Annotated in this window: 15 protein-coding genes; 3 read left to right on the top strand and 12 right to left on the bottom strand. The window is 72.1% G+C overall.

The window, feature by feature from the left end; all coding sequences use genetic code 11:
* Positions 1-25: 25 nt before the first annotated feature.
* The 5 genes from LNK82_RS02430 to LNK82_RS02410 form a co-directional block, all read right to left on the bottom strand.
* Complete coding sequence (locus LNK82_RS02430; RefSeq protein WP_230565238.1) at positions 26-1,021, bottom strand: phosphotransferase family protein; 996 nt, start codon at positions 1,019-1,021, stop codon at positions 26-28.
* A gap of 250 nt (positions 1,022-1,271) precedes the next feature.
* Positions 1,272-1,940, bottom strand: a complete 669-nt coding sequence (locus LNK82_RS02425; RefSeq protein ID WP_230565237.1) for a hypothetical protein — start codon at positions 1,938-1,940, stop codon at positions 1,272-1,274.
* Positions 1,937-2,524, bottom strand: coding sequence for an RNA polymerase sigma factor (locus tag LNK82_RS02420; protein ID WP_230565236.1), 588 nt, complete (start codon positions 2,522-2,524; stop codon positions 1,937-1,939). Before LNK82_RS02420 ends, LNK82_RS02425 begins: the two co-directional genes overlap by 4 nt.
* Before the next feature lie 41 nt (positions 2,525-2,565).
* Positions 2,566-3,357 (bottom strand): ABC transporter permease, encoded by a 792-nt coding sequence (locus LNK82_RS02415; protein WP_230565235.1) that lies wholly within the window; start codon positions 3,355-3,357, stop codon positions 2,566-2,568.
* The gene (locus LNK82_RS02410; RefSeq protein ID WP_230565234.1) at positions 3,354-4,085 is read right to left on the bottom strand and encodes an ABC transporter ATP-binding protein; all 732 of its coding nucleotides are present in this window, start codon (positions 4,083-4,085) and stop codon (positions 3,354-3,356) included. The genes LNK82_RS02415 and LNK82_RS02410 overlap by 4 nt, the downstream gene beginning before the upstream one ends.
* Positions 4,086-4,179: 94 nt before the next feature.
* On the opposite strand from LNK82_RS02410, the gene LNK82_RS02405 reads away from it, so the two are divergent.
* Together LNK82_RS02405 and LNK82_RS02400 are read left to right on the top strand one after the other, a co-directional pair.
* Entirely contained in the window at positions 4,180-5,328 is a 1,149-nt protein-coding gene (locus tag LNK82_RS02405; RefSeq protein WP_230565233.1) for an ABC transporter substrate-binding protein, read from the top strand.
* Positions 5,325-5,999 (top strand): class I SAM-dependent methyltransferase, encoded by a 675-nt coding sequence (locus tag LNK82_RS02400; protein WP_230565232.1) that lies wholly within the window; start codon positions 5,325-5,327, stop codon positions 5,997-5,999. The genes LNK82_RS02405 and LNK82_RS02400 overlap by 4 nt, the downstream gene beginning before the upstream one ends.
* A gap of 11 nt (positions 6,000-6,010) precedes the next feature.
* On the opposite strand, the gene LNK82_RS02395 is transcribed toward LNK82_RS02400, so the two are convergent.
* Complete coding sequence (locus tag LNK82_RS02395; protein WP_230565231.1) at positions 6,011-6,868, bottom strand: class I SAM-dependent methyltransferase; 858 nt, start codon at positions 6,866-6,868, stop codon at positions 6,011-6,013.
* A 108-nt stretch (positions 6,869-6,976) separates the two neighbouring features.
* Complete coding sequence (locus LNK82_RS02390) at positions 6,977-7,573, bottom strand: XRE family transcriptional regulator (RefSeq protein ID WP_230565230.1); 597 nt, start codon at positions 7,571-7,573, stop codon at positions 6,977-6,979.
* A 48-nt stretch (positions 7,574-7,621) separates the two neighbouring features.
* Here LNK82_RS02390 and LNK82_RS02385 point away from each other — a divergent pair, with 48 nt between their 5' ends.
* Positions 7,622-9,199 (top strand): MFS transporter, encoded by a 1,578-nt coding sequence (locus LNK82_RS02385; RefSeq protein WP_230565229.1) that lies wholly within the window; start codon positions 7,622-7,624, stop codon positions 9,197-9,199.
* An 18-nt stretch (positions 9,200-9,217) separates the two neighbouring features.
* Here the strand turns inward: LNK82_RS02385 and LNK82_RS02380 are convergent, their stop codons facing one another.
* Genes LNK82_RS02380 through LNK82_RS02360 form a run of 5 tightly spaced genes read right to left on the bottom strand, consistent with a single transcriptional unit; the run spans position 9,218 to position 13,161 of the window.
* Positions 9,218-9,733 (bottom strand): hypothetical protein, encoded by a 516-nt coding sequence (locus LNK82_RS02380; protein ID WP_230565228.1) that lies wholly within the window; start codon positions 9,731-9,733, stop codon positions 9,218-9,220.
* An 18-nt stretch (positions 9,734-9,751) separates the two neighbouring features.
* A complete protein-coding gene (locus LNK82_RS02375; RefSeq protein ID WP_230565227.1) occupies positions 9,752-10,474 on the bottom strand; it encodes an ABC transporter permease in 723 nt (240 codons plus the stop codon).
* Positions 10,471-11,382, bottom strand: a complete 912-nt coding sequence (locus LNK82_RS02370) for an ABC transporter ATP-binding protein (protein WP_230565226.1) — start codon at positions 11,380-11,382, stop codon at positions 10,471-10,473. Before LNK82_RS02370 ends, LNK82_RS02375 begins: the two co-directional genes overlap by 4 nt.
* Positions 11,379-12,239 carry a hypothetical protein gene (locus tag LNK82_RS02365; RefSeq protein ID WP_230565225.1) on the bottom strand — a complete coding sequence of 287 codons (861 nt, stop codon included), beginning with the start codon at positions 12,237-12,239 and terminating at the stop codon, positions 11,379-11,381. Before LNK82_RS02365 ends, LNK82_RS02370 begins: the two co-directional genes overlap by 4 nt.
* On the bottom strand, positions 12,232-13,161 hold the full coding sequence (locus LNK82_RS02360; protein ID WP_230565224.1) for an ABC transporter ATP-binding protein: 930 nt from the start codon (positions 13,159-13,161) through the stop codon (positions 12,232-12,234). The genes LNK82_RS02365 and LNK82_RS02360 overlap by 8 nt, the downstream gene beginning before the upstream one ends.
* Positions 13,162-13,249 lie beyond the last annotated feature (88 nt).

Raw genomic sequence — 13,249 nt, 5'->3', positions numbered from 1 at the left:
TCGCGCTCAGGTCATCGGTGTGGCCTTACCCCAGTGCCCGCAACCGGTCGAGGCTGTCGGCCAGGTAGCGACCGCAGAACGCGAGGTGATCCGGCCCGTAGCCGCGGGGACCGCACTCGATGACGAGCAGCAGGCCCAGGTAGAGCTCGTACAGGGCGAGGCGGTGCCGGAACGCGGGCGTGAAGTCGAGGACGCCGCCGGCTTCGGCGTACCCGGCGACGAGGTCGCTGTCGGGGCCCGCGTCGCCGCCGAAGGCCAGGGAGACCAGTTCGGCCGCCGGATCACCCCAGAACGCCCGCTCGTGGTCGATGAGGCCGACGATCCGGGGCGGCCGGTCCCCGTCGCCGGTGACGTCGACGAAGATGTTGCCCGGCCACAGGTCGAAGTGGACCAGCCGGGGCTCGGTGACCTCGTCGAGGGCGGCTCCGCCCTCCGCCACCAGCGCCCGGATCTCGGCGGGCGTCACGCCCAGCGAGGACTGCCAGCGCGCGGCGTCGTCGAGGAGCGCGTCCACCATGGCGGTGAAGGCCGTCCTCCAGTCCGGCGCGGAGAGCCCGGACTCCGCGGCCGGGTAGCCGAACCGGCCGTCCTCCGGGGCCAGGGTGTGCAGGCGGGCGGTGATCGCGCCCAGTTCGCGGCGCAGCTCACGCCCGGTGGCCGGGGGCACGCGGTCGGCCGCCTTGTCCCACGGTTCGCCGTCCAAGAGGGAGACGGCGAGGAACTCCTGGCCCGCGTAGAGCAGTTCCGGTGTCGGCACACCGCCACCGGGCAGGGCCGCGATCCGCCGGTAGACCATGGCCTCCGTCCCCAGGATGCCGCGCTCGTACCGCAGGACCGGGGCATCGGCCGACGGGGCGACCTTGACGACGGCGAGACGGCCGTCGTCGAGCAGGACGCGGTAGGCGGTGTTGAACCAGCCGTCGGTCAGCTCCGTCTCGAGCCGGCACCCGACGCCGACGGCGCCGGACACGAGGGCATCGAGGTCTTCGGGGGACAGGCGGCGCTTGGTCTGGCTCTGCACGGAGGTCCACTCTCGACGGCGGGATCACGGGAGCGCTCCCACAATGCGGTCCGGTCGCGGTCCAGTCAAGAGCGCCCGGCTCGGCCGGGGCAGGGTGACGACGGATGCCGACAGCCGTTCGCGGCCGCGTGCCGGGAACCCGGCTGCGGGGGGCAGGTGCTGATGTTCGACGGCGTGGAGGAGCAGGACTGGATTGCGGCATCCGCCCCGGGGAGCGACGACGCGCTTCCCCGGGGCGTTACCGGCAGGATCAGCTGCCGCCCTGCTGGACGGCGCTCGCCGCGGGCGTTCCCGGCCGGACCTCCTGGCCCGACTCCGGACCCGTCCGGCCGCCCGCCGGCTCGGCCGGGTCGTCCGCCGGCAGCGTCGGCACGCTCACGCAGTCCGGCGCGGGACCCACGATCAGCGCCGCGGCCAGCGAGACGCTGGTGGGCGACTGCGCCGCCGCCAGCAGCAGCGTGTCGCCCTCGGGGATGCCGTCGGCGTCGAACGACAGCGTGCCGGTGCTGAGCCCGTCCACCTCCTCCACCGTCGAGTTGAGCCCGGTGTCGAAGCGGTCGGTGTCGACCGGCAGGCTGCGCAGGTCGACGCAGCCGTCGCGCATCGGGACCGCGACCGCCCGCACGCCCAGCCTGCGCAGCTCCTCGTTCGCGCCGGTCACGCCGGTGAGGTCGGTGATCGACACCCGCACCACGCCGTCGGCCCCCTTGGTGACCGCGTAGGCGGCCGGCGCCCCGCCGGGGAGCAGCGTGCCGGTCAGCGCGATCACGCCCGCCACGCCCAGCACCGTGCCGCCGATGCCCACCGTTCGGCCGATCGCGCGCCGTCCGGTCGCCGCCCGGTCGGGCACGGTGTCCAGCTCCGCTCCGTGGCTGCGCATCAGGTCTTCGAAGAGCTGGTCCTCGAACTTGGCCATCATCGTTCCCTCCCTGTGGTCTTGCGGAGCTTCGTCCGGGCCCGGAACAGCCGGATGCGCACAGCGCCCGCCGAGACGCCCAACGCCTCGGCGGCTTCCTTCGGGCTCAGGCCGTCGAGGTCCACCAGCTCCACGACCTCGCGGTCGAGCCGGGGCAGTTCGGCCAGTCTGGCGAGCAGCGCGCCCGCCGCCTGCTCGGCGTCGATCCGATCGAGCAGGTCGTCCACCACGTCGGCGTCGAGCGGGCGCTGCCCGGCGATCCGGCGCGTGCTGTCGGCGCGCTGGCTGTGCGCCTCGCAGTGCCGGGCGAACACCCGGCTCGCGATGCCGATCAACCAGGCCCGGGCGCTGCCCTTGACCGGGTCGAAGGTGGCGAACGACGTGATCGCCCGGACGAACGTGTCCGCGGTCAGGTCGGCCACCGTCTGCGGGTCCGCGCTGCGCCGCGCGAAGTAGGCGGTGATCATGCCGACGTTCGCCCGGTAGACCTTCTCGAACTCGGCCGCGGCGCCGGCTCGTCCCCCGGGCGGTGGGTGCTGGAGTGGCTCCACGTGGTCCGCCACCGCGTCTGCCATTGTCTCGGTCACACCACCAGGTTGCCGAGATCCCGCCACACCGTTACGAGGCGTCAGCCGTCCGCCGACTCGTGCCACCGGCCGACCACCCAGCGGGCCAGGGCGCCGAACACCACGAACACCGCGATGCCCAGCGCGCTCGCCAGGATCACCGCGGCGAACATCCGGGCCGACGCGAGCTGGGACCGGTACTGGTCGATCAGCACGCCGAGGCCCGGCTCGCCCTGCCGGAAGAAGAAGTCGCCGACCACGGCGCCGATGACACTCCCGCCCGACGCGATCCGCAACCCGGTGAACATCGCGGGCAGCGCGGCCGGCAGCTGGAGCTTCCACAGCCGCGTCCACCGCCCCGCCCGGTGCAGGTCGAAGAGCTGGTGCTGGGCCGCGGGCACGGACCGGATGCCGAACAACGTGTTGGCCACCAACGGGAACAACGAGAGCAGCACGCACACCAGCACCCGGCTGGAGAACCCGAAGCCGAACCAGAACCCGAACAACGGCACCAGCGCCAGCACCGGGATCGTCTGCACCACCACGACGTAGGGGTAGACCGCGCGCTCCAGCCACCGCGACTGCGCCATCAGCACGGCCAGCCCCACGCCGAGCACCACCGAGATCAGCAGTCCCAACCCCGCCACCCGGCTGGTCAGCGACAACGCCGCGAGCAGCTCGGCGAGGTTGTCGGGATCGGCGAACCCGACCCGCACCACCTCGTCCACCGGCGGCAGCAGGAACCGGCGGCGCGGCGACAGCACGACGTGGCTGACGAACGTCCACGCGCCCAGCACCACCAACAACACGACCAACGGCGGCACCACCGTCCGCGCGACCCGCTTGATCCTCACGAGGCACGCACCACCGTCTCCGACACCGACCCCACCAACGCCGCGTACTCGCCGCTCGACCGCAGTCCCGGCGGGCGCGGGTAGCCGAACGGCACCGCCACCTCGTCCACGATCCGGCCCGGCCGCGGCGACATCACCAGCACCCGGTCCGCCAGGTACACGGCCTCGCTCGCGGAGTGCGTGACGAACAACGCCCCGAACCCGTGCCGGGCGAACAGCCGCAGCAACTCGTCCCCCAGCTCGTGCCGGGTCAGCTCGTCCAGCGCGGCGAACGGCTCGTCGAACAGGAACAGCTCCGGCTCCACCAGCAGCGCCCGCGCCAACGCGACCCGCATTCGCATCCCGCCGGACAGCCGCGCGGGCCGGACGTGGCCGAACTCCTCCAGCCCGACCGCCGCCAGCACCCGGTCGGCGCGGGCGCGGCGCTCGGCCTTGGCCAGGCCGTCCAGCTCGCCGAACAGCTCGACGTTGCGCCGCGTGGTCCGCCAGGGCAGCAGGGTCGGGTCCTGGAAGACGTAGCCGACCCGGTCGGTGCGCCGGGTGACCGTGCCCGACGTCGGGGCGCGCAACCCGGCGGCGACCTGCAACACCGTGCTCTTGCCGCACCCGGAAGGGCCCATCAGCGCGACGATCTCGCCGGCGCGGACGTCCAGGTCCACGCGGTCCACCGCGTGCACCCCGCCGGGGAACGCCACGTCGACCCCGGACAGTGCCAGCAACTCCTCCACCGCCACCTCCCTCCCGGGCAGACTCTCACACCGAAGAACGCAATACGGGAGAACGGCGCACGACCTGGTTCGTCGCTATGCGAAGATGAGCTTCATGGTCTCTGCCCGACGTGCGTCACCACTGCTCGCGCTATCGGTGTTGTTACTGGCGGCGTGCACGACGCCCGATGCCGGCCAGGGCGGTGAGCCGTTGCCCCCTGCCGCCGAGTCGTTGCGCGGGACGTGCCCCGACACCGTCGTGGTGCAGATGAACTGGTTCCCGCAGGCCGAGCACGGCGGCCTGTACCGGCTGCTGGGCAGCGGTTTCACCGTGGACGGTCAGCGCAAGGCCGTCGAGGGGCCGTTGCTGGACGACGGCCGCGACACGGGCGTGCGGCTCCAGGTCCGCGCGGGCGGGCCGGTGACCGGGTTCCAGCGGGTGTCGGCCCTGATGGCGGCGGACCCGTCGATCACGCTGGGCAGCATCGCCACCGACGAGGCGGTGCAGGAGGCGGGGACGTTCCCGACCACGGCGGTGTTCGCGCCGTTGGACAAGAGCCCGCAGATGATCATGTGGTCGAAGGAGCACCACCCGGACTGGGAGTCCATCGCCGACATCGGCCGCACGGACACCACGGTGGTGTACGCCAACGGCGCGTCCTACATGGACTACCTGGTCCAGAGCGGACAGTTGAAGCAGGCGCAGGTGGACGGCTCCTACGACGGCGCGCCGGCGCGGTTCGTCTCGGCCGACGGCGCGATCGCGCAACAGGGGTACGCGACCAACGAGCCGTACCGCTACGAGCGGGAGATCGACGCCTGGAAGCGGCCGGTGGACTTCGCGCTGGTGCACGACAGCGGTTATCCGATCTACCCGGAGACGCTGGCGGTGTCGTCGGCGGAGGTCGAGCGGCTGAGCCCGTGCCTGACGAAGCTCGTGCCGATCCTGCAACGCAGCACGCGTGCCTACTCGGCGGAGCCGAAGGAGACCAACGAGGCGTTGGTGCGGATGGTCAGCGAGCTCAACGCGGGCACCGTGTACAGCGTCGCGCGGGCCGAGTACGCGGGCGAGCAGATCCGCGGCCTGGGGCTGGGCAACGACGGCGTGACGCCGACGGTCGGCGACTTCGACCAAGCCCGGGTGGCGAAGCTCGTCGAGGACCTGAAGCCGTTGCAGGAAGCCAAGCGCCGCGCGGTCCCGGCCGGCCTGAAGGCGGAAGACCTGGTGAGCAACGCGTTCGTCGACCCGACGATCGCCTGGTGACCGCGCACTTCGACATCCTGGCCCGCCGCTACCGACGGTACGCGGAGATCACCGACCTGCTCTACCGGCCGTGGCTGACCGGTGTCGTCGGCGACGGTGCGCGGGCGCTGGACCTGGGGTGCGGCTCGGGCCGGTACAGCGGTCTGCTGGCGGACCGCTACGCCGAAGTCCTCGCGGTGGACGGCGCGGCGCGCGAGATCGCCCTGGCGGAGGCCGACAACGCCCGGCCCAACATCACCTACCAGGCCAGGGACCTGTTCGACGTGACACCGGACCGGGACGGGCGCTTCGACCTGGTGCTGGCGGTGAACACCCTCTTCGCCGTGCGCGACTACGGCCGCGTGCTGCCGCACGTCCGGTCGCTCATCGCGCCGGGCGGCCGGTTGGTGGTGATCGACGTGGTGAACCCGCCGGGACGCCGTCCTTCGTGGCACCGGGCGCAGGCGTTCCGGGTGGCCGCCATGATGGCCGTGCGGCACAGGTCACCCGCCGTGGCGCTGGACGTCCTCCGCCTGCGCCTGCACCCGACGTGGCTGGAGCACGTGACGCGGAACACCCCGCCGACGCGCGACGACTGCCACGCCCACTACCGGCAGGCCTTCCCGGGCGCGCGCTTGGACGACACCCTCGACCGCTACCTGTGCGGCGTGGTCTGGAACGCCCCGGCCTGACTCCGGAGGCGTCAGTCGCGGCGCGCGGCCCAGACGGTGCGCTCGGTGCGCACCACGAGGTCGTCACGGCGCAGGATGCCGTGCGGACTGCCGGTGTCGAGCAGCCGGTCGAGCGCGACGAGGTCCTCCGCCGCGAGCTCCGCGCCGACCGCCTCGCGGAGGCGCTGGAGCACGCCCGAGGCGTAGCGGCCGATCGCGGCGTCGCGGGACCCGTCGATGTCGACCGCCACGGTGAGCTCGCCTTCGACCGCGAAGCCGGCGGCGGTCAACTTCGGTCCCCAGTCCGCGCCGCGGTGGGGCATGTGCTCGGCGTGGCGGCGGTCGGCGGCGGCGTGGAGGCGGCCCTCCAGTCCGGGCCGGTCGGCCGGGGCGTCCTCGGGCAGGAAGCGCGGGAGCCCGGCGAGCTCGACGACGACGAACAGGCCGTCCGGGGCGAGCAGGTCGCGCACGGCGCGCAGGGCGTGGTCCGGGTCGGCCATGTGGTGCAGGGAGGCCGACGCCCACACGAGGTCGGGCGTGCCGAGGTCGGGCCAGGTGGCGTCGTCGAGGTCGGCCGACAGGGTGCGCACGTGCTCGTCCACACCGCGGGCCTGCGCCTTCTCCCGGAGCCGGCGCAGGTGGCCGGGCGAGGCGTCGACGGCGGTGACGTGCGCCTCGGGGAAGCGGTCGAGGAGCGCGAACGTGCCCGCTCCCGTCCCGGAGGCCAGGTCCACGATCCGGCGAGGGCCGCTCTTCACGGGCAGCCACTCGGCGATGGCGGCGATGTGCTCGGCGAGGACTTCCGCGTCCAGGTCGAGGATGTCCGCCTGCCCGCTGTCCGCGCCGCTCTGGTGGTGGTGTCCGTGGTCGTGAATGTGTGTCTGCGGCATACGGCCACGTTAAGCCCATTATGCGTATCAGGCACGACGTCTTGCGCATTGCGCAAGGAACTGGTCCGGCGTGCTGCGGGCCGCGCAAGGTGCGGGCCGCCGGCCTGACTACCGGCCGCCTTGCGCGTCGCCGTTCTCGCGCTGGTCGTCGGTCTCGCGATGTCCACGGCGGGCGTCCCGGTCGAAGATGAACATGATGTCGCAAGGTCGGCCCTCCGCGCCGATGGCGTGCGGCATCATGGTCGGGAACTCGGCGGCCTGGTTGGTCTCGATGCGGAAGCGGCGGTCGCCCAGCATCAGGATCGCGGTGCCGGACAGCACGACGAGCCACTCCCGGCCCGGGTGGGCGCGCATCCGGGACGGGTTGTCGGGTGGCGGCTCGGTCAGCCGCCGACGCATGACGCTCATGGCCGGGTCGCCCTTCATCGGCCAGCTCACGCCGTGGGCGCCGTGGACCATGGGGCGGATGACGACGTCGTCGGCGGCGTTCTCCACGAGTTGATCAAGGGTGGTGTCCAGGGCGCGGGCCAGCGTGACGAGCTGGTCCAGCGCCAGGCGGCGCTGCCCGTTCTCGATGCGGCTCAGCGAGGACTGGCTGAGGTGGGCACGGCCGGCCAGTTCCTCCAGGGACAGGCCCTGGGCCACCCGCAGAGCGCGGATGCGCTTGCGCACGAGGCCGTCCAGCGCACCTTCTTCTTGCGTCATAGGCAACAGGGTATGCCATCGACGCAAGTTCTGCTTACCGTCGGATCCATGAGTACGAACCAGCCCGCGCAGGAACCCACCGCCGGAACCGGCGCACCGGACGCGCGTCAGCTCCGCACCATCCTGATCGCCGTCTCCATCGCGCTGATGGCCGTCATCGCCTCGGTGTCCGGGCTGAACGTCGCCCAGACCCACCTGGCCGTCGAGTTCGGGGCCTCGCAGAACGCCGTCTTGTGGATCATCAACAGCTACACCCTGGCCCTGGCCGCGCTGCTGCTGCCGCTCGGCGCGATCGGTGACCGTTTGGGCCGCAAGCCCGTGCTGATCGCCGGACTCGTCGTCTTCGGCGTCGCCAACGTCGCGGCGGGCCTCGCCCCCACCGCCGAGGTCATGATCGCGACCCGGGTGGCCGCCGGCGTCGGCGCCGCGATGATCATGCCGATCACGCTCGCCGTCATCACCTCCACCTTCCCCGCGGAGCAGCGCGGCAAGGCGATCGGCGTGTGGACCGGCGTCGCGGGAGGCGGCGGCGTCCTGGGCATGTTCCTCTCCGCCCTCCTGGTCGACGTCGCGGACTGGCGCTGGTTGTTCGTGCTGCCGGTGGCCCTGGTCGTCGTGGCACTGGGCCTGACCTCGACTTCAGTGCCCGACTCCCGTGAGCGCTCGGCCCATTCCTTCGACACCGTCGGCGCGCTGGTCTCCACCGTCGCCGTCGTCGGCCTCATCTTCGCCTTGCAGGAAGGGCCCGAACGCGGCTGGGCCGCTCCCGCGACGCTGGTCGGCCTCGTCGTCGGCCTGATCTCCGGCATCGGCTTCGTGGCCTGGGAACTGCACCGCCGCGACGCGTCACTGCTCGACGTCCGGCTGTTCCGGGAGCGCGGCCTGGCCGGCGGCTCGATCACGCTGTCGGCGGTCTTCGGCGTCCAGGCGGGCGTCGCCGTGGTCCTGTTCCCGTTCTTCCAGGCGGTGCTCGGCTGGTCGGGACTGCTGTCGACGGCGGCCATGATGCCGATGGCCGTCATGATGATGGCGACCTCCGGCCTGGCCCCCAAGCTGACCGCCCGCATCGGCTCCCGCCCGACCATCGCGGTGGGCATCGCCCTGGCCGGTGCGGGCCTGGCGCTGATGGCGCTGTTCGTCTCCGTGGACGGCGGCTACCCGGGCATCCTGCCGGGCATGCTCGCCATGGGCATCGGCATGGGCCTGTCCATGACACCCGCCACCGAGGCCATCACCGGATCGCTGCCGCGCGGCAAGCAGGGCGTCGCCTCCGCGCTCAACGACATCACCCGCGAGTTCGGCACCGCGTTGGGCGTCGCCGTGCTGGGCGCGCTCGTGTCCGCCGGCTACCGCAGCGCGATCGACGACCGGCTGCACGGTGTCCCCCAGGCCGCCGCGGACACCGCCCGCGCGGGCATCGCCAACGCCGTCGAGGTCTCGGGCGGCACCGGCTCGCACGAGCGGCAGATCGTCCAGGCCGCCCAGCAGTCCTTCGTCGACGGCTGGCAGCAGGCCATGTGGGCGGGTGTCGCCGTCATGGGCGCGCTGCTCGTCTACATCGTCCTGCGCGGCCCGAAGAACCCCGCGCCGGTGGACGAGGCCGCCGAGACGGTCGGCGCGGGATGACGACCCGCGGCCTCGCGCTCACGCCAGGGTGGAGCCGTGTCCGTAGCGGAACTCCGGCCCGGAACCGTAGGCGGCCATCGCGAACGCCGGGAGGGACTTGTCCCGCTCATCGCGCCGGTCGAACGCCAGGAACTTCTCGTACGCCGGTTCCGGCAGGTGCCGGCGCAGGTCCGTGGCGAGCCGCGTGATGCTGGTGCCCAGCGTCGTGGCGGCGTGGTTGACCGTCGCGAGCACGAAGAGGCTGTTGCGCGGGTCGCCCAGCGTCCGCTCCGCCATCCCCATCCCGACGATGCCGCGGTAGAGAGGCGCCGTCGAGTCGGTCCGCACGGCCATCGTCGCCATCCGCTGACCGAACACGCAGAGCACGCCCGCCGCGCGTGGCCGGATCGCGTCCAGCACCTCCTGCCGCGCGGCGGGCGTCGAGTCGAGGTACCCGGCCACGACCGACTCCACGACGTCGTCCAGCTCGTGCGGCAGCCTGTTCCCTGTGTACCCGTTGAACCGGCGGTCCAGCAGGTGTCCGACCGTAGCCATCGGCCCCCTTGGGTGGCGCTAGTTCGCCTCGCCCGTCAGCGCGAAGGACCGCAGCCGCCGGGTGGCCCCGACCGTACCCGCCACGACGAACACCGACACCATGATCAACGCGGTCGGCACCGACACCGTCGAGGAGATCAGCGGGGTGTCGCCGATCGCGTCCGCGATGGCCGTCGCGTGCTGGCGGATGCTGAACACGCGGGCGCCGTCGACGAACGACACCAGCAGGTTCTCCCACAGCACGATGTAGACGAGGCCGACCGCGACCGGGCGCTTGGTCATCACGCTCAGCGCGAGGAACAGGGCGACGTAGGCCAACGCGCCGAGGGCCGCGCCGACGACCAGGCCGACGGCCAGCGAGCCGGAGCCCGCGATCAGGGCCGCGGCGGCCAGCGGCACGGCGGCGGCCGCGGTGGTCACCGACCAGGCCACCAGCAGCTTCGACAGGATGATCTCCGAGCGCGGCAGCGGCTTGGTGATCAGGTGGGTGATGGTGCCGTCGTCGATCTCCAGGCCGAGCGCGCTGCTGCCGACGATCAGCGCGGTCAGCGGCAGGATCACCGCGAGTCCCAGGTTGGAGAAGACCAGCGGGCCCCAGTCGGACGGGGTCACGTACTCGTCCTCGCTGCTGACGCCCAGCAGGGTCAGCCCGATCAGGATGATCGGCATGGGGAGCAGCAGCAACACGCGCCTGCGGCCGAGCAGCGCCCTCGCCGTGAGGCGGATGATCGTCGGGTTCATGTGGTCACCAGGTAGGAGAAGACCTTCTCGAGGGACTCGTCCGAAGGCAGGATCGTGGTCAGCCGGATGCCCCTGGCCTTGGCGAGCTTGGCCAGGGCACGGGTGAAGGCGCCGTAGTCGCTGGTGTGCACCTGGAGACCCGCCTCGGCGATGCTCACCCCGGAGACCGACGGCTCGGCCATCAGCGCGGTCGCGAGGAGGCGGTCGTCGGAGGAGGCGATGGTGAACACGTGCGGGCGGGTGGTCATCAGCCGCCGGATGTGCCGGTAGTCGCCGGAGGCGGCGAGCCTGCCCGCCACGATCACCTGCACGGTGCCGGAGAGCTGCTCGACCTCCTCCAGGATGTGGGAGCTGAACACGATGGTCCGCCCCGCCGCGGCCATGCCGTCGAGCAGCTCCATCATCTGCATCCGCTGCCGGGGGTCCATGCCGTTGAACGGTTCGTCCAGCAGCAGCACGTCCGGGTCGTGCACGAGCGCCGCGGCGACCCGGCTCCGCTGGCGCATCCCCTTGGAATAGGTGGAGATCCGGCGGTCCTGCGCGTCGCGCAGGTCCACGACGTCCAGCGCGGCGCGGGCGGCGGCCGTCGGGTCGGGGAGCTTGTGCAGCTTGGCACTGGCCAGGACGAACTCCCACGCGGTGAGGAACCCGGGCACGCTCTCGCGCTCGGTGACCAGGCCGAGCTTGCGGTACACGCCGGGGTTGGCCCACGCGGGCTCACCGCCGATCGCGACCTCGCCCTGGGACGGGGCCAGCAGGCCCGCCATCAGGTGCAGCACGGTGGTCTTGCCCGCGCCGTTGGGTCCGAGGAGGCCGGTCAGCCCGGGGCCGATCGACAGGGTCACGTCGTTGACCGCGACCACGTTGCCGTACCAGCGGGAGACGCCCGAGAGTTCGACGGTGTTCATGACTTCATCCCCTTGTACCGCCACACCGCGGCCATCGTGCCCAGCGCGGTCAACGCGACCGCGACCACGCCGTACACCGGTCCGAACGAGCCGATGTCGACGATGTCGAGTTCCAGTCCGAACAGCCACTGGTCCACGCCGTTGAGCAGGCTCGTCGGGTCGAGCAGCCCGGCGAGCAGGCCGATCGTCCCGGAGTCCAGCTCGCTCAGGAGCCCCGAGATCGGGGCGGTGAGCAGGAAGACGCCGATGATCATGCCGGACGCGAACACCCGGCGCCCCGACAGCGACGCGATCGGCAACCCCAGCGCCGCCAGCAGCGCGGCGTGGACGGCCGCCGCCAGGAGGCCGACGAGCAGTCCGCCGAACTCCTCCAACACCCCTGGGACGCCGTTGTCGGTGCCGAAGGCCATGCCGATGAACATGATCAGCATGGGCGCCGCGAACACCAGGAACGTCGCGGTGGCCAGCGCGGCGACCTTGGTCAGCGCGTAGCTCGACCGGCCCAGCGGGCGGGACAAGTAGAGCTGCAACAGGTTCGTGCGCAGGTCCACCGACACCAGCTCGGGCGCGACGACGGCGACGAAGACCGCCGCGGCGAAGGTGAAGGTGGAGGCGATGCCCACGTAGTCGAGGATCGGCTCGGGCACCTGGCTGTTGATGATCACGATGATCAGCGAGGCGATGGAGGCCAGGCCGATCAGCCCGAACGGCAGCACCTTCGCCCACGGGCTGCGGCCGAGGCCGTAGGCGCTGCGAAGGCTGTGCACGTACAGCGCGCGGGCCGAGTAGGCGGGGCCGAGCCTCGGGCCGGTGTAGCGCTGGTAACCGATGTCGTGGATGACGCCGGGTTCAGACATGGGACACCTCCTCGGCCGGGCGGTCGCGGAACAGGTCGGCGACCTGGTGCCGCTGGCGTTCGAGCCGGTGCAGGCAGAGGTCCAGGTCCGCGACGGCGTCGCGGATGAGGTCGTACACCGCGCCGTCGTCCTCGCCGAGGCGGACGGTCAGGACGCGGTTCTCGTGGCGCACGTCCAGGCCTTCGGCGGTGAGCGCGACGGCCAGCCGCTCGGCGCCCTCGTCGATCTCGACGACGAGCAGGTCGTTGTGCTCGGTCATCGACGACAGCGTCGCCGAGCGCAGGAGCGTGCCCGCGTCGATGGCGACCAGCGACGTGCAGATCCGCTCGATCTCGCCGAGCAGGTGGGAGCAGACCACCACCGAGATGCCGAACTCCGTGCCGATGCGGTGCACCAGGTCGAGCATCGCCCGCCTGCCCGCCGGGTCGAGCCCGTTGGTGGGTTCGTCGAGCAGCAGCAGTTCGGGGTCGTGGACCAGCGCTTGGGCGAGCTTGACCCGCTGCTTCATGCCGGTGGAGTAGCCCCCGATCCGGCGGTAGCGCTCCTCGTAGAGGCCCACGTGCCGCAACGTCTCCGACGCCCGCTCCCGCGCCGCCGCCGCGGGCAGGCCGCTGACCTGCGCCATGTGCGTGACGAACTCGGCGGCGACCATGTCCGGAGGCAGGCAGTCGTGCTCGGGCATGTAGCCGACCTTCGCCCGGACCTGCTCCCCGTCGGCGATCGGGTCGAGCCCGAGCACGCGGATCCGGCCGCTGGTGGGCGTGAGCAGCCCCAGCGCGAGCTTGATCAGCGTGGTCTTCCCCGCCCCGTTGACCCCGACCAGACCGACGACCCCGGCCTCGATGTCCAAGGTCAGATCCGCCAGGGCGGTCACTTTGCCGTCGTAGCGCATGCCCAGCGCGGACGTCTCGATGAGTGGCACACGAGGACCCTACGGCCACCCGTCCACCCGCACATCGGGCCGCACCCTGAGTCCGGCGGCCCCACTACCCCTATGGGTCGGCGAGTGC

This window comes from Saccharothrix luteola, assembly GCF_020859565.1.
GTDB lineage: Bacteria > Actinomycetota > Actinomycetes > Mycobacteriales > Pseudonocardiaceae > Actinosynnema > Actinosynnema luteola.
Note: the sequence above shows the minus strand (reverse complement) of the source record. Positions and strands in the feature narration are given on the sequence as shown.

What these genes read in the sequence shown, in the direction of transcription:
- LNK82_RS02385 (WP_230565229.1), top strand. Translation starts at nt 7,622, where the DNA reads ATGAGTACGAACCAGCCCGCGCAGGAACCCACCGCCGGAACCGGCGCA.
- LNK82_RS02380 (WP_230565228.1), bottom strand. Translation starts at nt 9,733, where the DNA reads ATGGCTACGGTCGGACACCTGCTGGACCGCCGGTTCAACGGGTACACA.
- LNK82_RS02370 (WP_230565226.1), bottom strand. Translation starts at nt 11,382, where the DNA reads ATGAACACCGTCGAACTCTCGGGCGTCTCCCGCTGGTACGGCAACGTG.
- LNK82_RS02395 (WP_230565231.1), bottom strand. Translation starts at nt 6,868, where the DNA reads ATGCCGCAGACACACATTCACGACCACGGACACCACCACCAGAGCGGC.
- LNK82_RS02390 (WP_230565230.1), bottom strand. Translation starts at nt 7,573, where the DNA reads ATGACGCAAGAAGAAGGTGCGCTGGACGGCCTCGTGCGCAAGCGCATC.
- LNK82_RS02405 (WP_230565233.1), top strand. Translation starts at nt 4,180, where the DNA reads ATGGTCTCTGCCCGACGTGCGTCACCACTGCTCGCGCTATCGGTGTTG.
- LNK82_RS02425 (WP_230565237.1), bottom strand. Translation starts at nt 1,940, where the DNA reads ATGATGGCCAAGTTCGAGGACCAGCTCTTCGAAGACCTGATGCGCAGC.
- LNK82_RS02365 (WP_230565225.1), bottom strand. Translation starts at nt 12,239, where the DNA reads ATGTCTGAACCCGGCGTCATCCACGACATCGGTTACCAGCGCTACACC.
- LNK82_RS02375 (WP_230565227.1), bottom strand. Translation starts at nt 10,474, where the DNA reads ATGAACCCGACGATCATCCGCCTCACGGCGAGGGCGCTGCTCGGCCGC.